Annotated in this window: 20 protein-coding genes; 6 read left to right on the top strand and 14 right to left on the bottom strand. The window is 68.0% G+C overall.

The window, feature by feature from the left end; translation table 11 throughout:
- The 4 genes from AC07NC_RS08895 to purC form a co-directional block, all read right to left on the bottom strand.
- Complete coding sequence (locus AC07NC_RS08895; RefSeq protein ID WP_494569303.1) at nt 1-1,227, bottom strand: MFS transporter; 1,227 nt, start codon at nt 1,225-1,227, stop codon at nt 1-3.
- Between the two features lie 71 nt (nt 1,228-1,298).
- A complete protein-coding gene (locus tag AC07NC_RS08890; RefSeq protein WP_494569302.1) occupies nt 1,299-1,778 on the bottom strand; it encodes a YbhB/YbcL family Raf kinase inhibitor-like protein in 480 nt (159 codons plus the stop codon).
- A gap of 96 nt (nt 1,779-1,874) precedes the next feature.
- Complete coding sequence (gene purS / locus AC07NC_RS08885) at nt 1,875-2,111, bottom strand: phosphoribosylformylglycinamidine synthase subunit PurS (RefSeq protein WP_008260221.1); 237 nt, start codon at nt 2,109-2,111, stop codon at nt 1,875-1,877.
- Nucleotides 2,111-2,869 carry a phosphoribosylaminoimidazolesuccinocarboxamide synthase gene (purC, locus tag AC07NC_RS08880; RefSeq protein ID WP_008263270.1) on the bottom strand — a complete coding sequence of 253 codons (759 nt, stop codon included), beginning with the start codon at nt 2,867-2,869 and terminating at the stop codon, nt 2,111-2,113. Before purC ends, purS begins: the two co-directional genes overlap by 1 nt.
- A gap of 285 nt (nt 2,870-3,154) precedes the next feature.
- Between purC and AC07NC_RS08875 the strand changes: the two genes are divergently transcribed.
- Nucleotides 3,155-3,478, top strand: coding sequence for a DUF1476 domain-containing protein (locus tag AC07NC_RS08875; RefSeq protein ID WP_196066380.1), 324 nt, complete (start codon nt 3,155-3,157; stop codon nt 3,476-3,478).
- A gap of 183 nt (nt 3,479-3,661) precedes the next feature.
- On the opposite strand, the gene AC07NC_RS08870 is transcribed toward AC07NC_RS08875, so the two are convergent.
- From AC07NC_RS08870 to gcvA, 7 genes are all read right to left on the bottom strand, one after another.
- A complete protein-coding gene (locus tag AC07NC_RS08870; protein ID WP_008261651.1) occupies nt 3,662-4,291 on the bottom strand; it encodes a fasciclin domain-containing protein in 630 nt (209 codons plus the stop codon).
- A gap of 106 nt (nt 4,292-4,397) precedes the next feature.
- Nucleotides 4,398-5,240, bottom strand: coding sequence for a formyltetrahydrofolate deformylase (gene purU / locus AC07NC_RS08865; protein ID WP_494569301.1), 843 nt, complete (start codon nt 5,238-5,240; stop codon nt 4,398-4,400).
- Nucleotides 5,240-5,743 (bottom strand): DNA-deoxyinosine glycosylase, encoded by a 504-nt coding sequence (locus AC07NC_RS08860; RefSeq protein WP_494569300.1) that lies wholly within the window; start codon nt 5,741-5,743, stop codon nt 5,240-5,242. Before AC07NC_RS08860 ends, purU begins: the two co-directional genes overlap by 1 nt.
- A complete protein-coding gene (locus AC07NC_RS08855; protein ID WP_494569299.1) occupies nt 5,740-6,024 on the bottom strand; it encodes a type II toxin-antitoxin system RelE family toxin in 285 nt (94 codons plus the stop codon). Before AC07NC_RS08855 ends, AC07NC_RS08860 begins: the two co-directional genes overlap by 4 nt.
- On the bottom strand, nt 6,014-6,259 hold the full coding sequence (locus AC07NC_RS08850) for a type II toxin-antitoxin system Phd/YefM family antitoxin (RefSeq protein WP_035308397.1): 246 nt from the start codon (nt 6,257-6,259) through the stop codon (nt 6,014-6,016). Before AC07NC_RS08850 ends, AC07NC_RS08855 begins: the two co-directional genes overlap by 11 nt.
- 43 nt (nt 6,260-6,302) lie before the next feature.
- Entirely contained in the window at nt 6,303-7,604 is a 1,302-nt protein-coding gene (purB, locus tag AC07NC_RS08845) for an adenylosuccinate lyase (protein ID WP_494569298.1), read from the bottom strand.
- 50 nt (nt 7,605-7,654) lie between these two features.
- Nucleotides 7,655-8,584, bottom strand: coding sequence for a transcriptional regulator GcvA (gene gcvA / locus AC07NC_RS08840; protein WP_494569297.1), 930 nt, complete (start codon nt 8,582-8,584; stop codon nt 7,655-7,657).
- A gap of 125 nt (nt 8,585-8,709) precedes the next feature.
- Here gcvA and cysG point away from each other — a divergent pair, with 125 nt between their 5' ends.
- The 5 genes from cysG to AC07NC_RS08815 are packed head-to-tail and all read left to right on the top strand — an operon-like array spanning nt 8,710 to nt 14,134.
- A complete protein-coding gene (gene cysG, locus AC07NC_RS08835) occupies nt 8,710-10,095 on the top strand; it encodes a siroheme synthase CysG (protein ID WP_494569296.1) in 1,386 nt (461 codons plus the stop codon).
- Nucleotides 10,092-10,367, top strand: a complete 276-nt coding sequence (locus AC07NC_RS08830; protein ID WP_035309183.1) for a DUF2849 domain-containing protein — start codon at nt 10,092-10,094, stop codon at nt 10,365-10,367. The genes cysG and AC07NC_RS08830 overlap by 4 nt, the downstream gene beginning before the upstream one ends.
- Nucleotides 10,367-12,037, top strand: a complete 1,671-nt coding sequence (locus AC07NC_RS08825) for a nitrite/sulfite reductase (protein ID WP_494569295.1) — start codon at nt 10,367-10,369, stop codon at nt 12,035-12,037. The genes AC07NC_RS08830 and AC07NC_RS08825 overlap by 1 nt, the downstream gene beginning before the upstream one ends.
- Nucleotides 12,021-13,100, top strand: a complete 1,080-nt coding sequence (locus AC07NC_RS08820) for a phosphoadenylyl-sulfate reductase (protein ID WP_494569294.1) — start codon at nt 12,021-12,023, stop codon at nt 13,098-13,100. The genes AC07NC_RS08825 and AC07NC_RS08820 overlap by 17 nt, the downstream gene beginning before the upstream one ends.
- A 35-nt stretch (nt 13,101-13,135) precedes the next feature.
- Nucleotides 13,136-14,134 carry a cysteine synthase A gene (locus tag AC07NC_RS08815; RefSeq protein ID WP_494569293.1) on the top strand — a complete coding sequence of 333 codons (999 nt, stop codon included), beginning with the start codon at nt 13,136-13,138 and terminating at the stop codon, nt 14,132-14,134.
- A 42-nt stretch (nt 14,135-14,176) separates the two neighbouring features.
- Here AC07NC_RS08815 and AC07NC_RS08810 read toward each other — a convergent pair whose 3' ends face one another.
- The 3 genes from AC07NC_RS08810 to AC07NC_RS08800 form a co-directional block, all read right to left on the bottom strand.
- Entirely contained in the window at nt 14,177-15,970 is a 1,794-nt protein-coding gene (locus AC07NC_RS08810) for a DUF885 domain-containing protein (protein ID WP_494569292.1), read from the bottom strand.
- A gap of 63 nt (nt 15,971-16,033) precedes the next feature.
- Nucleotides 16,034-16,531, bottom strand: a complete 498-nt coding sequence (locus tag AC07NC_RS08805) for a hypothetical protein (RefSeq protein ID WP_494569291.1) — start codon at nt 16,529-16,531, stop codon at nt 16,034-16,036.
- An 11-nt stretch (nt 16,532-16,542) separates the two neighbouring features.
- On the bottom strand, nt 16,543-17,004 hold the full coding sequence (locus AC07NC_RS08800) for a hypothetical protein (protein WP_008261582.1): 462 nt from the start codon (nt 17,002-17,004) through the stop codon (nt 16,543-16,545).
- Nucleotides 17,005-17,051 lie beyond the last annotated feature (47 nt).

Below are 17,051 nucleotides of genomic sequence, written 5' to 3'. Positions count from 1 at the left end.
TTACGCCAAACGCTTGGACGCGGCGCGTCTCCGTCCCTCCGCCCACGCCGCCACGAAGATCGCGAAGCCGCCCAGCGACAGCCCGACGCCGACCCAGCCGGTCGAGGTCCAGCCGTAGCCGGCCGCGATGGCCATGCCGCCCAGCAGGGGGCCGATGGCGTTGGCGGTATTAAAGGCCGAGTGGTTCAGGGCGGCGGCCAGGGTCTGGGCGTCGCCGGCGACGTCCATCAGCCGGGTCTGCAGCACCGAGCCCAGGCCGCCGCCGCCGCCGATCAGGAAGACGACGATCATGACGGCCCACAGGTGAGGCGCGGCGAACGGATAGAGGGCCAGGGCCGCGGCGCTCCACAGCAGAAGGCCGCCCGCCGCCGGGAAGCCGACCCGGTCGGCGGCCCAGGCCCCCAGGATATTGCCCAGGAACATGCCGACGCCGAAGACGGCGAAGACCCAGGGCATGATTTCCGGCCCCACGCCGGTCACGGCCTGAAGGGTCGAGGCCAGATAGGCGTAGACGGCGAACATGCCCCCGAAGCCGACGGCGCCGACGCCCAGGGTCAGCCAGACCTGGCTCCGCTTCAGGGCGGCCAGTTCGCGCACGGGACTGGCGTCCGGATGGGCCGGGTCGCGCGGGGCGAACAGGGCGACCAGACCCATGGTGGTCACCGCCAGGACGCTGACGATGGCGAAGGTCCAGCGCCAGCCGAAAGCGTGGCTGATCATATTGGCGAAGGGCACGCCGATGACCGTGGCGACCGTCAGACCCATCAGGACGGTCGAGACGGCCCGGGTGCGGAGATGCAGCGGCACGACCGACGCTGCGACCAGGGCCGCCACGCCGAAATAGGCGCCGTGCGGCACGCCGCTGAGGAAGCGGAAGACCAGCATCCATTCATAGGTCGGCGCCAGGGCCGACAGGCCGTTGCCGATGGCGAACAGGGCCATGAAGCCGATCAGCAGCAGCCAGCGCGGGCTGCGTGCGCCCAGCACCGCCAGGATCGGCGCTCCCACAACGACGCCGGCGGCGTAGGCGCTGATGACATGGCCGGCGGCCGGGGCGTCGACGCTCAGGCCGGCGGCGAAGTCGGGTAGGATGCTCATGGCCGCGAACTCGGTCACGCCGATGGCGAAACCGCCCATGGCCAGGGCGATCAGCACCAGGGCCACCCGTCCGGCGGTCATGGGTTCGTTGGTGACGTCGGAATCGACGACGGCGCCGCCAGCGGCCATGAAAGCTATCCGTAAAGGGGGAGGGGGATGTTGCGATGCAACATAAGGAGCCTCCTCCTTGGATCAACGCCTCAGCCGCGGTTTTCGTAGGTCGCCGTGATCGAGGTCTTGGCCAGGGTGTGGAAATGCAGGTTGAAACCGAAGACGGCGCCGGAATCGTCGGCGGTGACGTCCAGCCGCTCCACGTCCACGGCGAAGACGGTGAAGATGTAGCGGTGCGGGCCGTGGCCGGGGGGCGGGGCGGCGCCGCCGAAGCCGGCCTGGCCGAAATCGGTGCGCCCCTGGACCGCGCCGGAGGGCAGGTCGCCGCCGGGCGAACCGGCGCCGGTCGCCAGCTCGGTCACGTCGGCGAGGATGTTGGCGACGGTCCAGTGCCAGAAGCCTGAACCCGTCGGGGCGTCGGGATCATAGCAGGTGACGGCGTAGCTCTTCGTGCCTTCAGGCGCGCCGGACCAGGCGAGGTGGGGCGAGGTGTTTCCCTTGGCGTGGACCTGGGCGTCGGGAAGGACGCCGCCGTCCTGAATGTCGGTGGAGGTGAGGGTGAAGGTCATGGGCGCTCCGTCAATCAAGCCGTTAGCTTAACTGGGGGGCCGCAGAAGGGATGCAACCGCCTCTTCCCCATCATTGTGAGGAAGAGGCGTGATGCGTCAGGCCGCCTCGATGCGGTAGCCTTCGATCACCGTGTTGGCGAGCAGTTGCTCGCACATCTTCTTGGCCTCGGCCTGGGGGTCTGCAACGCCGTCGAGGTCGAACTCGATCAGCTTGCCGACGCGGGCGTTCGACACGCCGGTCCAGCCCAGACCCTGCAGGGCGCCTTCGACGGCCTTGCCCTGGACGTCCAGGACGCCGGGCTTGAGGAAGACGTGAACCTTGACCTTAGCCACTAGTGCAGCCCTCCCTGAATCACCGTCGGCATGCCCTTCATGATGCCGAGGCGACGCGCGACTTCGGTGTAGCTTTCGATGACATTGCCCAGATCGCGGCGGAAGCGGTCCTTGTCCATCTTCTCGCCGGTCGTGGCGTCCCACAGGCGGCAGCTGTCCGGGCTGATTTCGTCGGCCAGGATGACGCGGCTGAAGTCGTTTTCCCAGATGCGGCCGAACTCGATCTTGAAGTCGACCAGGGTGATGCCGACGGCGCCGAACATGCCTGACAGATAGTCGTTGACCCGAACCGTCATGGCCAGGATGTCGTCCAGTTCCTGGGTCGAGGCCCAGTTGAAGGCCGTGATATGCTCTTCGGTGACCATCGGGTCGTTGAGCTCGTCCTTCTTGTAGTAGAATTCGATGATCGAGCGGGGCAGGGGCGTGCCTTCCTCGATGCCCAGACGCTGGCTCATCGAGCCGGCGACGATGTTGCGGCAGACGACTTCCAGCGGGATGATCTCGACTTCGCGGATCAACTGCTCGCGCAGGTTCAGGCGCTTGATGAAGTGGTTGGTCACGCCGATGCCGTTCAGGCGCGACATGATGAATTCGCTGATCTGGTTGTTGACCACGCCCTTGCCTTCGAGGACCGCCTTCTTCTGCGCGTTGAACGCGGTGGCGTCGTCCTTGAAGTACTGGATCAGGGTGCCGGGCTCGGGTCCTTCGTACAGGATCTTGGCCTTGCCTTCGTAAATCTTCTTGCGCTTGCTGTTCATATTCCGGTCCCGGCCTACGGGCGCCCTCCAAAAACAAAAATCGCGCGGCCATGATGGAAAGGGGAAGACCCGGTCCTGGCGGCGCGTTTCTGAATCGTTCGGGCAGTCAATCTCGTTCGGCGACTCCTTAGCCGAACGCGGCCTCCGATACAAATGAGGCGAAACCGGAATGCGGGAGGGAGGAGGACGGGATGCGACGGAAGTCATGTTGCGTTCAGGCGCGGTCGGGCTATAGACGGCGCTTGCCCCGAGGTTAGCGGGGCGTTCGGAGCTATGCTGAGCGACATGACGACCTTCGACGATCGGGAAAAAGGCTACGAGGCCAAGTTCGCCCTCGATCAGGAGCAGGAATTCAAGGCCATCGCCCGGCGCAACAAGATGTTGGGCCTGTGGGCGGCCGAGAAGATGGGCCTGTCGGCTGAAAGCAGCGACCAGTACGCTGCGGCCATCGTGCGCGCCGACATGGAGCAGCCCGGCGACGAGGACGTGTTCCGCAAGGTCGCCGGCGACTTCAAGGCCTCGGGCCTGTCGGTGTCGGAAGGCGAGATTCGCTCCAAGATCGACGAACTGGCCTCCATCGCGCGCGAGCAGATTCGCGCCGGGGAGTAGACGTCCGGCCTAAGGGCGGGTTTGAGAATTCGAAAGGGCCGCACCCGGGGGAAAGTGCGGCCCTTTCTTTTTGCCGGGGACGTTGGGGGATGTCTCACCCGGCGTACTGTGCGTCTCGCGCCCCTGAAGAACACGGCGCGCGAGATTTGGTTTCAGCCCGTTCCGACCGGACTGTAATTATTTTTACGGCATCAGAACCGCATCGACGACGTGGACCACGCCGTTCGACTGGGCCACGTCGGCCTGGGTGATGGTGGACTTGCCGCCCTTGGCGTCGGTGATGACCCAGGTGTCGTTCGGACCGGCCGCGACCTTCAGTTCCTCGCCCTGAACCGTCTCCAGGGTCGCGGTCCCGCCGTTGGCCTGGGCCTGGCTGGCGATGTCGGCGGCGGTCAGACGGCCGGCGACCACGTGATAGGTCAGGATCTTGGTCAGATCGGCCTTCATGGCCGGCTGCATCAGGGCGGTGCGGGTGGCCTCGGGAATCTTGTCAAAGGCGGCGTTGTCGGGGGCGAAGACGGTGAAGGGGCCTGGACCCTGAAGCGTCTCGACCAGGCCGGCGGCCTGAACGGCGGCGACCAGGGTGGACAGGTTCGAGGCCTTGGACGCATTGGCGACGATGGTCTCGTTCGGGCTCATGGCCGCGCCGCCCACCATGGGATCGGCCGCCATCGGGGCCATGGCCGCGCCTTCGGCCGGGGCCATGGCGGTGGAGTCTGCGGGCGTGGTGGTTTCGTTGTTGTTGCAGGCGCCGAGCGCCATCAGCGCCCCGCCGGATACGGCGACGAGCATGAGCGTGCGAATATTGGTCATGGAGTTTCGTTCCCTATTGGCCCGCGTTGTCGCGGTCACGACAAGGTTACGTTCGGCATGACCTAAAGGATGCGTGTCGCGCGACAAGATAGCGCAGCTTGACCGTTCAGTCTTCGAACACGACCGTCTTTGTGCCGTGCAGCAAAACGCGATCTTCTAGATGGCGTCGAACCGCGCGGGCCAGAACTCGACGTTCGATATCACGACCTTTACGGATCAAATCTTCCGGGGTGTCGCGGTGGCTGATCCGCTCTACATCCTGTTCGATGATAGGGCCTTCGTCCAGGTCGGGCGTGACATAGTGGGCGGTGGCGCCGATCACCTTCACCCCGCGCGCATGGGCCTGGTGATAGGGGCGGGCGCCCTTGAAGCCGGGCAGGAAGGAGTGGTGGATATTGATGCAGCGTCCCTCCAGCCGGCGGCTGAGATCGTCGGACAGGATCTGCATGTAGCGCGCCAGGACGACCAGTTCCGTGCCGGTGGATTCGATCAGGCGCAGCAGTTCCGCCTCCTGCGCCGGCTTGTCGGCGGCGCTGACCGGCAGATGGTGGAAGGGCAGGTCGCCCAGATCGACATGGCCGATCATTTCGCGGGGGTGGTTGGAGACGACGGCCGTCACCTCCATCGGCAGTTCGTCGATCCGCCAGCGGTACAGCAGGTCCGCCAGACAGTGATCGAATTTGGACGTCAGGATCATCACCTTGCGCGGCTCCGGCCCTCGCAGGGTCCAGTCCATGGCGAAACGGTCGGCAAGCGGCGTGAAGGCGGCGTGGATGGCGGCCAGGGCGTCGCCGTCGGCCGGTTCGAACACCACCCGCATGAAGAAGGTGGCGCTGGAGGCGTCGCCGAACTGTTGGGCGTCCGAGATATTGGCGTCCCGCTCCAGCAGGAAGGCGGACACGGCCGCGACGATGCCGTGGCGGTCGGGGCAGGAAAGGGTCAGGATCATCAGGCGGCAGGCTTATCCGGGAGAAAGTCGCCCAGTATGGCCCAGCCCGCCGCCTTTGCCGACAAGGATATTGCATGGGCGGGGCTGGAGGACGGCAGATCGATCAGGGTCACGCCGTTGAGGTCGGAAAGGATCCGTCTTCCCAGCTTGGCCGCCAGGCCGCCGTTGAAGGCCACGGCGCGGAGTTCGGGCAGGCTTTCGATCAGCCCGCGCAGGTCGGCGGCCTCGGGCGACTTGATCGCCGCGTCCAGACTGCCGGATCGTTGGGCCGAGGCGATCACGTCCCACAGGCCGACGCCGCGCGCCTTCAACCGGTCCAGGCGGTCGGGGTAGGGCAGGGCGGTCAGGGGCTCGTCCAGCACGCCGCCGATCAACGGCCAGAAGCCGTTGCGGGGATGGGCGTAATATTGGGCCGCCTTCAGCGAGGCGTCGCCGGGCAGGCTGCCGAGAATCAGCAGGCGGGTGGCGGCGTCGACGACGGGGGGGAACTGGCTCTTGGTCATTCCCGACGCGCCGCGTCCCGATAGACCTGGCTGCGGTCGCGCCTGCCCACGGCGACGACAGTCACCGTGACGATCGCATCCTCGATCCGATAGACCAGCCGATATCCGGCGTCGCGCAGCTTGATCTTGTAGTGATCGCGCATCCCGTGAAGCGCATCCTTCGGAACACGCGGACTCTCCAGTCGTTCGGCCAGCTTCTTCTTGAACTGGTTGCGGACGGGCGCGCCCAGTTTCTCCCACTCCTTCAGCGCGGAGGGGAGAAACTGAAGATCAAAGGGCATCGAGCGAGACGCGCACCGGCGCCTCGTCCTGCCGCTGGCGGATGGTCTCGATCAGCGTCAGGTCGTCCAGTCGTTCGACCATCGCCTCGTAGGCGGCGGCGGGGACCATATAGGCCATGACCCGATTGTGGTTCAGCACGGCCACGGTCTGGCCCGCTGCGTCGTCCATGACGGCGCTGGGGCTCTTCTTCAGGTCAGAGACGCTGACCGCGACAGAGGCTTCGACCCGTTGCATGGGGATAGAGTACGAAAATCGGTGCGATTTTCAATACTGAAGATCACCCCTCGCCGAACACCCGCTTGAACACCACGTCCACATTCTTGGTGTGATAGCCGAGGTCGAACAGGGCTTCGAGCTGTTCGGCGGGCAGGGTGACGCGTTCGTCGGCCTTGAGGAAGTCCAGGAAGGCGCCTTCGCCGCGCCAGACCTTCATGGCGTTCTCCTGGACGGCGGCATAGGCGGCCTCGCGCGAGACGCCGGCCTGGGTCAGGGCCAGCATGACGCGTTGCGAATGCACCAGACCGCCCAGGCGGTCGATGTTGGCCTGCATGTTCTCGGGATAGACGTTCAGACGCTCGACCACATTGGCCAGACGCTGCAGGGCGAAGTCCAGGTGGATGGTGGCGTCGGGGCCGATGCCGCGCTCGACCGACGAGTGGCTGATGTCCCGCTCATGCCACAGGGCGACGTTTTCCATCGCCGGGGTCACGGCCGAGCGGACCAGACGGGCCAGGCCGGTCAGGTTCTCGGTCAGGATGGGGTTGCGCTTGTGCGGCATGGCCGACGAGCCCTTCTGGCCCTTGTCGAAGAATTCTTCCGCTTCCAGCACCTCGGTGCGCTGCAGGTGGCGGATCTCGATGGCGAGGCGTTCGACCGAGCTGGCGACGACGCCCAGGGCCGCGAAGAAGGCGGCGTGGCGGTCGCGCGGGATGACCTGGGTGGAGACCGGCTCGACCTGAAGCCCCATCTTGTCGGCGACGTACTGTTCGACGGCCGGATCGACATTGGCGAAGGTGCCGACGGCGCCGGAGATGGCGCAGGTGGCGATCTCTTCCTTGGCCGTGATCAGGCGGCGTTTGGCGCGCTGGAACTCGGCGTGATAGCCGGCCAGCTTCAGGCCGAAGGTCACGGGCTCGGCGTGGATGCCGTGGCTGCGGCCGACGGTCGGGGTGTATTTATGCTCCTTGGCGCGGGTCTCCAGCGCGGCCAGAACCCGGTCCACGCCGTCGATCAGCAGGTCCGACGAGCGGGCCAGCTGGACCGCGAAACAGGTGTCCAGCACGTCCGACGAGGTCATGCCCTGGTGCAGGAAGCGGGCCTCGTCGCCGACGATCTCGGCCACATGGGTCAGGAAGGCGATGACGTCGTGCTTGGTGGTGCGTTCGATCTCGTCGATGCGGTCGGCGTCGAAGGTCGCGTCCTTGCCCTTGGCCCAGATGGCGTCCGCCGCGTCCTGGGGGATGACGCCCAGTTCGGCCATCTTGGTCGCCGCGTGGGCCTCGATCTCGAACCAGATCTTGTACTTGGTCTCTTGCGACCAGATGGCGGCGGCGGCGGGGCGGGAATAGCGGGTGATCATGGGGCGGTCGTGTCGGTCCGGCCGCCGCCGGAGTCAAGGTTTGCGGCGACCTAAAGCTGCCCCATCGTATTGTCGTGATCGACCGCCTGCCGTTTCAGCCAGGCGACGAAGGCGGTGGCGCTGGGCGAGGGTGGTCGGTCGCGGGGCTGGACGACGGAATAGGCGAAGCCGACCGCTTCCGAGCCGTCCGGGAAGGGGGCGACCAGACGGCCCGAGGCTAGGTCCGCCTGGGCCAGGGTGCGTTTGGCCAGGGCGACGCCGCGGCCGGAGACGGCGGCCTCGATCAGCAGGCTGGACTGGTTGAAGCGCGAACCGCGGCGCGGGTCGGGGTGGCGCACGCCGCGCGCCTTCAGCCACATGGCCCAGTCGGGGCGGCTGGGGTCGCCGTCGTTGGACATGTCGTGCAGCAGGATGTGGCGCACCAGGTCGGCGGGTTTGCGGATCGGGTGTTCGCCGTCCATCAGCGACGGGGCGCAGACGGGCAGGACCGTCTCGGTCATCAGTCGGTCCACGGTCAGGCCGGGATAGTCGCCGGGGCCGTAGCGGACGGCGAGATCGACCTTGCCCTCGGTCAGGTCGGCCGGCTCCATGTCGGCCGAGATCCACAGTTCGATCTCGGGATGGGCGGTGTGGAAGTCGTCCATGCGCGGCATCAGCCATTTGGAGGCGAAGCCGGGGGCGACGCTGATCGACACCTGACGGCGGCGCGGCGGTTCGCGCAGCAGGGCCGAGGCGTCCATCAGCCGTTCGAACCCTTCGCGCAGCAGGGGCACCGAGGATCGGCCCAGGTCGGTCAGTTGTAGGCCGCGCGCCTCGCGCACGAACAGGGGCCCGCCGACGATGTCCTCGAGCAGGCGGATCTGCTGGCTGACGGCGCCCGGCGTCACGGCCAGTTCGTCGGCGGCGCGCGAGAAGTTCAGGTGACGCGCGGCGGCCTCGAAGGCGCGGAGGGCGTTGAGCGGGAGCAGGGAACGGGCCATCGCCGTTAGAAATCCTATCAGCGCGCCAAAGGCAATCTGGTTTGCGGGTCTGGGTGCAGAAGCCGAAGGTCGGCATCCTGACGTCGTCCCTGTTTCCTCTCCCGGCGACCCTGAAAGCAAGACCCATGCGTGTATTTCTCGCCGCCATCCCGCTGGAGGCCGCAAAGATCGTGATCATCGGCGGCGGGGAACCGGCGCTGGCGAAGCTGCGACTGTTTCTGAACACTCCCGCCGAACTGTTGTGGTTCACGCCGGACGGCGCGCCGCCCCGGATGGAGACGCCGCTGACCGCGCCGACGCCGCTGCTGCGGTCGCCGGACGCCGGGGACCTGGCGGGCGCGCGACTGGTGTTCATGGCGCTGGATGATGCGGATGAGCTGACGCGCCTGGGCGCGCTTGCCCGGGCGGCGGGGGCTCAGGTCAATGTGGTGGACAAGCCCCATCTGAGCGACTTCCAGACCCCGGCCCTGATCGACCGCGATGAGGTGGTGATCGGGGTCGCCACCGGCGGATCGGCCCCCATACTGGCGCGCGACGTGCGCTCGCGGATCGAGGGCGTGCTGCCGGCCGGTCTGGCCAATGTGGCCCGGCTGGCGCGCGAGCTGCGCGACACGGTCAAGGCCAATGTGCCCGACTTCATGGCCCGGCGTCGGTTCTGGGAGAAGGCCTTCCGGGGACCGGCGGCCGATCTGGCGGCGGCAGGCCGCACGGCCGAGGCGCGGCGCGAGATGCTGCGGCTGCTGAATTCGGCCGCGCCGGAACAGGGCGTGGTCCATATCGTCGGGGCGGGGCCGGGCGATCCGGAGCTGCTGACGCTGAAGGCGCTGCGGGTGTTGCAGGACGCCGACGTCATCATCCACGACCGGCTGGTGCCCGAGGCGGTGCTGGAGCGGGCGCGTCGCGACGCCAAACGCCTGTATGTCGGCAAGGCGCGTGGCGAACATTCGGTGCCCCAGGACCAGATCGAGGCCCTGATGATCGAGGAGGCCAAGGCGGGCCATCGGGTCGTGCGGCTGAAGGGCGGCGATCCCTTCGTCTTCGGGCGCGGCGGCGAGGAGCTGGAGGCGATGCGGGCGGCGGGCGTGGCGGTCTTTGTGGTGCCGGGGGTGACGGCGGCCCTGGCCTGCGCGGCCTCGGCGGGGATTCCGCTGACCCACCGCGAGCACGCCCAGGCGGTGACCTTCGTGACGGCCCAGGCCAAGCCCGGCGGGGGCGACGCCGACTGGGCCCGGCTGGCCGCGCCCAATCATACGCTGGCCATCTATATGGGCGTGGACCGGGCCGAGGAGACGGCGGGCAAGCTGATGGCGGCGGGGCGTCTGGGTTCGACGCCGGTGGCCATCGTCGAGAACGGCAGCCGGCCGGACGAACGGGTGCTGACCGGCCGGCTGGACGGGCTGGGCGCCCTGGTGCGGGGCGCCGACCTGAGCGGGCCGGCCCTGTTGTTCGTCGGCGAGACGGCGGCGTTTTCGGCGGCCCAGCTGGATGTGCGGGCGGAGGTGGCGGCGTGAAGATCGTCACTGCAAACCGCCTGTCGGACGGCCGGGTCATCTATGCGGGCGTGGACAATCAGCCGGTGGAGGGCCTCGACCAGGCCTCGACCCTGGACGACGCCACGGCCGAGATCGTGTTGGCCGAGGTCGCCGGGCGACCGGACATCTTCGTCAATCCCTATCTGGTCGAGGTTCAGGACCGCACGCCCTCGGGCCGTGACCGGCTGAAGGAGCGGATTCGTTCCGCCGGACCGACCGTCGGCCACAGCGTCGCAGGAGGCGTGGGCTGATGTATCGCTATGACGAGTTCGACCACGCCCTGGTGCGTGAACGGGTCGAGGAGTTTTCCGACCAGGTGGCGCGCCGGGCGTCCGGCGCCCTGACCGAGGACGAGTTCAAGCCGTTGCGGCTTATGAACGGCGTCTATCTGCAGCTCCACGCCTATATGCTGCGGGTCGCCATTCCCTATGGGACGTTCAACAGTCGGCAGATGCGCCAACTGGCCCATATCGCCCGCACCTATGACAAGGGCTACGGCCATTTCACCACGCGGACGAACATCCAGTACAACTGGCCGGCCCTGACCGACCTGCCCGCGATCCTGAGCGATCTGGCCGAGGTCGAGATGCACGCCATCCAGACCTCGGGCAACTGCATCCGCAACACCACGACCGACGTCTTCGCCGGCGCCGCCGACGACGAGATCGAGGATCCGCGCCCCTGGTGCGAGATCATCCGCCAATGGTCGACCATCCACCCGGAGTTCAGCTTCCTGCCGCGCAAGTTCAAGATCGCGGTGATCGGGGCCGAGAAGGACCGGGCGGCGATCCGGACCCATGATGTGGGCCTTCAGATCGTGCGCGGCGCGGATGGCGGGACCGCCTTCCGCGTCTTCGTCGGCGGGGGGCAGGGGCGTCTGCCCCATATTGGCCAGGAGATCGCATCGGCCGTGCCGGCGGCGGACCTGCTGGCCTATCTGACCGCCATACTGCGGGCGTGGAACCTGCTGGGGCGGCGCGACAATATCCATAAGGCGCGGATCAAGATCCTGGTCGCCTCGGTCGGGCTGGAGGCCTTCCGCGAGGAGGTGGACAAGCACTACGCCACCCTGCGCCTGGAAGACCTGCGGATCCCTGAGGACGAGGCCGAGCGGATCAAGGCCTATTTCGCCCCGCCGCCGTTCGAGGATCTGCCCAAGGCCAGCGCGCCGTTCGACCGCGCCCTGCTGGCCGATCCGGACTTCGCCCGGTTTGCGAGGAACAATGTGCGGCGTCATCGCCAGGCGGGCTACGCCTCGGTGGTGGTGTCGTTGAAGCCGGTCGGCGGGGTGCCGGGCGACATCACGGCGGACCAGATGGACGCGGTGGCGGATCTGGCCGAGCGCTACGCCTTCGACGAACTGCGCGCCGCCTATGAGCAGAATCTGGTCCTGCCCCATGTGAAGCTGGACGATGTGCCGACGCTGTGGCGGGCGCTGCTGGAGGTGGGGCTGGCGACGGCCAACGCCGATCTGGCGACGGACGTCATCGCCTGCCCAGGGCTGGATTATTGCAGCCTGGCCAACGCCCGGTCGATCCCGGTGGCCCAGGCCCTGTCGAAGCGGCTGGCCGACATGGACTATCAGGAGCGGCTGGGGCCGGTCCGGATCAATATGAGCGGGTGCATCAACGCCTGCGGCCACCACCACGTCGGCCACATCGGCGTGCTGGGCGTGGATCGCAAGGGCGAGGAATACTACCAGATCACTGTCGGTGGTTCGCCTGACGAACAGGCGGCCCTGGGCGACATCGTCGGTAAGAGCCTGCCGGCGGACGAGGTCGCGCCGGCGATCCAGCGGACCCTGGACCGCTATCTGCAAATCCGCGCCGAGGGCGAGCGGTTCATCGACACGGTGCGCCGCGTCGGTCCCGATCCCTTCCGCGACGCCATCTATGAGACGCTCGATGCTGCAAACGCTTGAAGGGGTCCAGAACGGGCCGCGGCTGTCGGTCACCACGCCGCTGGAAGAGGTCGAGGCCGCCGCCGCCGCGACCGACGTCCTGGTGCTGGAGTTCGACGCCTTTCGCGACGGGCGCGGCTTCTCGCTGGCGGCGGTGCTGCGCGAGCGGGGCTATGCCGGGCGGCTGATCGCGGCGGGCAAGGTCCTGCCGGACCAGGCGCGGCATCTGCGGCGCTCGGGTTTTGACGCGGTCGAACTGGCGCCGGGCGCGGACACGGCGGCCTGGGCGCGGATGGATCAGGCGTTCAGCGGGTCGTATCAGCCGGCCGTCGATCCGGCGCCGACCATCTGGCAAAGGCGGCGGGCGGCGTCGAACGACCCGGATCTGCAAGCGCTGGCCGACCGGCTGAACCGCGAGACCGAGGGCAGGGATGCGTCCGAGATCCTGAAGGCGGCGCTGGATCCAGCCCTGGGGCTGCGCGTCGGCGCCATATCTTCGTTCGGGGCGGAATCGGCGGCCCTGCTGCACATCGTGGCCGAGACGGACCGGGACGTGCCGGTGGTCTTCCTGGAGACGGGCCAGCATTTCCTCCAGACCCTGTCCTATCGCACCCAGTTGACCAAGGCACTGGGGCTGACCGACGTGCGGCTGGTGACGCCGGATGCGGACGAGAAGGCGAGCCTGGACGCCCGCGACGACCTTTGGCGGACCGACGCCGACGCCTGCTGCGATCTGAGGAAGGTGCGGCCGCTGGCCCGCGCCACGGTGGGTTTCAACGCCGTCATCACCGGGCGCAAACGCTATCAGGCCGCGACGCGCGCCGAGCTGAAGCCGTTCGAGGTGCTGGACGGGGTGCTGCGGATCAATCCGCTGGCGGACTGGGACGCCGAGGACGTCGAGGCCTGGCTGGAGGCGCACGACCTGCCGCGTCATCCTCTGGTCGAGCAGGGCTACCGCTCTATCGGCTGCTGGCCCTGCACCCGCGCCGTCGAAGACGACGAAGAGGCGCGCGCCGGACGCTGGTCGGGGATGGACAAGGTCGAGTGCGGCATCCACCTAGGCAAGCGTCAGGTCGCCGCCTGATCCCCTCCCGTTCGACCTCGCCTGAAAGCTGAAACGTGTCCGTCACACCGTCTGTCATCGACCTGATCGGTCATACGCCGCTGGTCCGCCTGAACCGCCTGTCCGACGAGACGGGCTGCGAAATCCTGGGCAAGGCCGAGTTCATGAACCCCGGCGGGTCGATCAAGGACCGCGCCGCCCTGTCTATCGTCCAGACCGCGCGGGCGTCGGGCGCGCTGAAGCCCGGCGGGACCATCGTCGAGGGCACGGCGGGCAATACCGGCATCGGCCTGGCCCTGGTCGGCGCCGCCCTGGGCCATCCGGTGGTCATCGTCATGCCCCGCACCCAGTCGGAGGAGAAGAAGTCGGCCATCCGTTCGCTGGGCGCGCGCCTGGTCGAAGTGGACGCCGCCCCCTTCTCCAGCCCGAACCATTTCGTCCATTATTCGGGGCGTCTGGCGTCCGAACTGAACGAGAGCGAGGCGGCCGGGGCGATCTGGGCGAACCAGTTCGACAACACCGCCAACCGCGACGCCCATTATACGACGACCGCGCCGGAGATCTGGGAGCAGACGGGCGGCAAGATCGACGCCTTCGTCTCGGCCGTGGGGTCGGGCGGCACCATCTCGGGCGTCGCCGCCTATCTGCGGGAGAAGAAGCCCGAGGTGACCATCGCCCTGGCCGACCCCGCCGGCGCGGCCCTGTTCAACTGGTACACCTTGGGCGAGATGACGGGCGAGGGCTCGTCGATCACCGAGGGGATCGGGGTGGCGCGGATCACCGGCAATCTGGAAGGCTTCAAGCCCGACCACGCCTATCGGATCGAAGACGCCGAGTTCCTGCCGATCCTGTTCGATCTGGTGAAGTACGAAGGCCTGTCCCTGGGCGGATCGGCCGGGGTCAATATCGCCGGCGCCGTGCGGCTGGCCCGCGAGATCGGGCCGGGCAAGACCATCGTCACCTGCCTGTGCGATCCGGGCTCGCGCTATGCGTCGAAGCTGTTCAACCCGGAATTCCTGACGTCGAAGGGCCTGCCGGTTCCGGGGTGGGTTTAGGGCTCACCACCCCGTTCGCGAAGGCGAACGGGGAGGTGACCGCTATTTCTCCTCCGCGATCCAGGCATCCATCCGCTGGTCCAGCAGGGCGAGCGGCAGCGGGCCCTCCGTCAGCAGGGCGTCGTGGAAGGTGCGGATGTTGAACTTCGGGCCCAGTTCGTGCTCGGCCCGCGCCCGGATTTCGCGCAGGCGGATTTCGCCGATCTTGTAGGCCGTGGCCTGGCCCGGCCAGCCGATATAGCGCTGAAGCTCGGTCTCGATATTGTGGGGCGCCAGGGCCGAGTTGTCGCGGAAACAGGCGCGGGCTTGCTCTTCTGACCAGCCCATCCAGTGCAGGCCGGTGTCCGCGACCAGACGACAGGCGCGCCACATCTCGTAGGACAGACGGCCGAACCGTTCATAGGGCGTGCGGTAGAAGCCCATCTCCTCGCCCAGATATTCAGCGTAGAGGCCCCAGCCCTCGGTGAAGGCGCTGACATTGGCCTGACGACGGAAATAGGGCTGGCCCTCCGCCTCCTGTTGCAGGGCGATCTGGATATGGTGGCCGGGGACCGCCTCGTGCAGGGTCAGGGCCGGCAGTTCGTACAGGGGGCGCTGGTTCAGCTTCGACGTATTGACCACATAATGGCCGGCGACGCCGTTCTGCATCGAGCCGCCGTTGTAGCGGCCGGTGGTGTAGTTTTCCTCGATCTGCGGCGGGACCGGCTGCACGTCGTAGGGCAGGCGGGGCAGGGTGGCGAACAGGGCCGGCAGGCCGCCGTCCGCGCGCTTGGCCATCTCCGACGCCTTCTCGATCAGGGCCTCGCGCGTCGGGGCGTAGAACTGGGGATCGGTGCGCAGGAAGGCCAGGAAGCCGGCGAAGTCGCCGGTCCAGCCGGACGCCTTCATCTCCACATCCATGCGGGCGCGGATGCGGGCGACCTCTGACAGGCCGATCTGGTGGATCTGGTCCGGCGTCAGGTCCGTGGTGGTGTGGACCCGCACCAGATAGGCGTACATTGCCTTGCCGCCGGGGCGGTTTCCCAGACCCGGTTCGACCGGGGCCTTGGGCAGGTATTCGGTCTCGAGGAAGCTCAGCCAGGCCTGGCGAGCCGGGACGATAGCCTGGGCCACGGCCGCCGCCGCCTGGGCCGTCAGACGATCCCTGGCCGCCTGGGACACGGTCGGGGGCAGGGTGGACAAGGGTTTCAGCAGGGGCTCGGCGTCGGGCGTGATCGCCACGTCGTTGCGCGCCCCGGCCAGGGCGCTCTCGGTCACGGAACGGGCCTGGACCAGGCCGGTGGCCAGGCCGCGCCGGGCGTTGTCGGTGGTCTGGGCGTAGATGTGTCCGAAGCCCCGGATGCGGCGGATATAGGCCTCGGCCTCGGCGACGGAATTCAGGCGGGTGCTTCCGCCGATATAGAGGGCCCAGGTTCCAGGGCCGCCCTCGCTGTCGAAGGCCAGGCGCGAGGTGTCGTAATCAAGCCCCTCGAGGCTGCGGTTCAGGGTGTAGAGCAGGAAGGCGTGGTTGACGCCGCCGGCGTGGGAAAGACTTGCCGGGTCGATGGCCCGGAGCCGGTCGACGAAGGCCTCTAGCGGCGCGCGCTGGGCCAGTTCGAAGCTGCGCGACAGGTCGGGAACCCGGCCCATGGCCTCGACGTCGCCCTCGCTGCTGGCGGCGAAGGGGTCGATCGACTTCAGATAGGCCTCGTAATCGACGATCAGGGCGTCGAGGGCGGCGTCAGCCGGACTGGGGGCGAGGGCGGCGGGGGCAGGCGTCGCCGAGGCTTGCGCCATGGCCGCCGCCGGCGACGCCGCGGCGAGCAGGGCCGCGACGGCCAGGTAAGAGATCTTCATGACGCCCTCCAGAACAGCCCGTACAGGCAAGCCGAGCCGGCAGGGCGCGTCAAGCCGTCGGGATCAGTCGCAGGCGACGAAGAAGCGTTCGATGTCGGCGCGTGTCTGGGGATGGGCGGCGTAGGTCCGCCGCCGGTCGCCGTCCCAGACCGCGATCCAGCCCAGGCGGCGAAAGCGCTGGAAGACCGGATCGCGCGTGCGGGCCTTGGCCTCGGCGTAGTGGCCGTCGGTGACGCCGGCGTCTTCGGAAGTGGCCGGATAGTTTTCGGTGTCGCCGCCGGATTCCAGATGAAGCTGCCGCGACGGCTTCTCCAGGACGGCGGCCAGCTCCAGCGCGCCGGAGCCGGAGCCGCAGAACAGTTTCAGCTTCACCTCGTCGCTGTTGGCGACGCCGTAGGCCAGGGTGTTTTCCCGGGCCTCCTGGTTGAGGAACCAGTCATAGTTCGGCGCCGGCGCCGGGGCGCCGGCGTCCGCCATGGAGGTCGAGACCGGCGCCGGCGTGGCGCAGGCGGCCAGGGCCGACAGGGCGAGCAGGGACGACAAGGGCTTCAGCAGACGCATGATCGGTGTTCCTATCCGGCGCAACGATCCGCGAAGCGGCGAAGCTTGGCAAGATGGGGGCGTTCGACCTTGACCGCCCCGGTCCGGTCGCCCGTCATGATCGCCATGTCGCCGGAGCCGACAAAGGCCGCGAACAGGGGATGATCGGTGCGTAGCGTGACCTCCAGCCTTCCGCCGCGCCCGATTCGCGCCGCGCTGGTGGTCGAAGCCGCGCCGGACGTCAGTCGGGCGAAGCCGGGCTGGGTCTCCGGCGCGGACCTGGCGTCGGTGTCGTAGAGAGTGACGGTCGCGACGTTGGATCGGGGCGCACACTGCAGCGTGGCCCTGAGCGCCGGGGTGTCGGTCACCTCATTGGCCAGGACGACAGGGCCTTCGCTCTCGTAAAGGGTCCAGGTCCAGGCCAAGGGGGGTGAAGGCGGCTGGGCGGCCGCCTGCAGGCCCGCCGCCAGAGCGACCGCGAGAACAAGGTTCATGGATCAGCCCCCGCTGATGGCGACGCGAAATGGCGTCTTCACCCATT

This window comes from Brevundimonas sp. GW821-FHT10A07, from assembly GCF_059415785.1.
This window is presented reverse-complemented; position numbering and strand designations above follow the sequence as displayed.

Excerpts from the sequence above, each read along its gene's own strand:
- AC07NC_RS08895 (WP_494569303.1), bottom strand. The coding sequence starts at position 1,227 with ATGGCCGCTGGCGGCGCCGTCGTCGATTCCGACGTCACCAACGAACCC.
- AC07NC_RS08890 (WP_494569302.1), bottom strand. The coding sequence starts at position 1,778 with ATGACCTTCACCCTCACCTCCACCGACATTCAGGACGGCGGCGTCCTT.
- purC (WP_008263270.1), bottom strand. The coding sequence starts at position 2,869 with ATGAACAGCAAGCGCAAGAAGATTTACGAAGGCAAGGCCAAGATCCTG.
- AC07NC_RS08875 (WP_196066380.1), top strand. The coding sequence starts at position 3,155 with ATGACGACCTTCGACGATCGGGAAAAAGGCTACGAGGCCAAGTTCGCC.
- AC07NC_RS08870 (WP_008261651.1), bottom strand. The coding sequence starts at position 4,291 with ATGACCAATATTCGCACGCTCATGCTCGTCGCCGTATCCGGCGGGGCG.
- purU (WP_494569301.1), bottom strand. The coding sequence starts at position 5,240 with ATGATCCTGACCCTTTCCTGCCCCGACCGCCACGGCATCGTCGCGGCC.
- AC07NC_RS08860 (WP_494569300.1), bottom strand. The coding sequence starts at position 5,743 with ATGACCAAGAGCCAGTTCCCCCCCGTCGTCGACGCCGCCACCCGCCTG.
- AC07NC_RS08855 (WP_494569299.1), bottom strand. The coding sequence starts at position 6,024 with ATGCCCTTTGATCTTCAGTTTCTCCCCTCCGCGCTGAAGGAGTGGGAG.
- AC07NC_RS08850 (WP_035308397.1), bottom strand. The coding sequence starts at position 6,259 with ATGCAACGGGTCGAAGCCTCTGTCGCGGTCAGCGTCTCTGACCTGAAG.
- purB (WP_494569298.1), bottom strand. The coding sequence starts at position 7,604 with ATGATCACCCGCTATTCCCGCCCCGCCGCCGCCGCCATCTGGTCGCAA.
- gcvA (WP_494569297.1), bottom strand. The coding sequence starts at position 8,584 with ATGGCCCGTTCCCTGCTCCCGCTCAACGCCCTCCGCGCCTTCGAGGCC.
- cysG (WP_494569296.1), top strand. The coding sequence starts at position 8,710 with ATGCGTGTATTTCTCGCCGCCATCCCGCTGGAGGCCGCAAAGATCGTG.
- AC07NC_RS08825 (WP_494569295.1), top strand. The coding sequence starts at position 10,367 with ATGTATCGCTATGACGAGTTCGACCACGCCCTGGTGCGTGAACGGGTC.
- AC07NC_RS08820 (WP_494569294.1), top strand. The coding sequence starts at position 12,021 with ATGCTGCAAACGCTTGAAGGGGTCCAGAACGGGCCGCGGCTGTCGGTC.
- AC07NC_RS08810 (WP_494569292.1), bottom strand. The coding sequence starts at position 15,970 with ATGAAGATCTCTTACCTGGCCGTCGCGGCCCTGCTCGCCGCGGCGTCG.
- AC07NC_RS08805 (WP_494569291.1), bottom strand. The coding sequence starts at position 16,531 with ATGCGTCTGCTGAAGCCCTTGTCGTCCCTGCTCGCCCTGTCGGCCCTG.
- AC07NC_RS08800 (WP_008261582.1), bottom strand. The coding sequence starts at position 17,004 with ATGAACCTTGTTCTCGCGGTCGCTCTGGCGGCGGGCCTGCAGGCGGCC.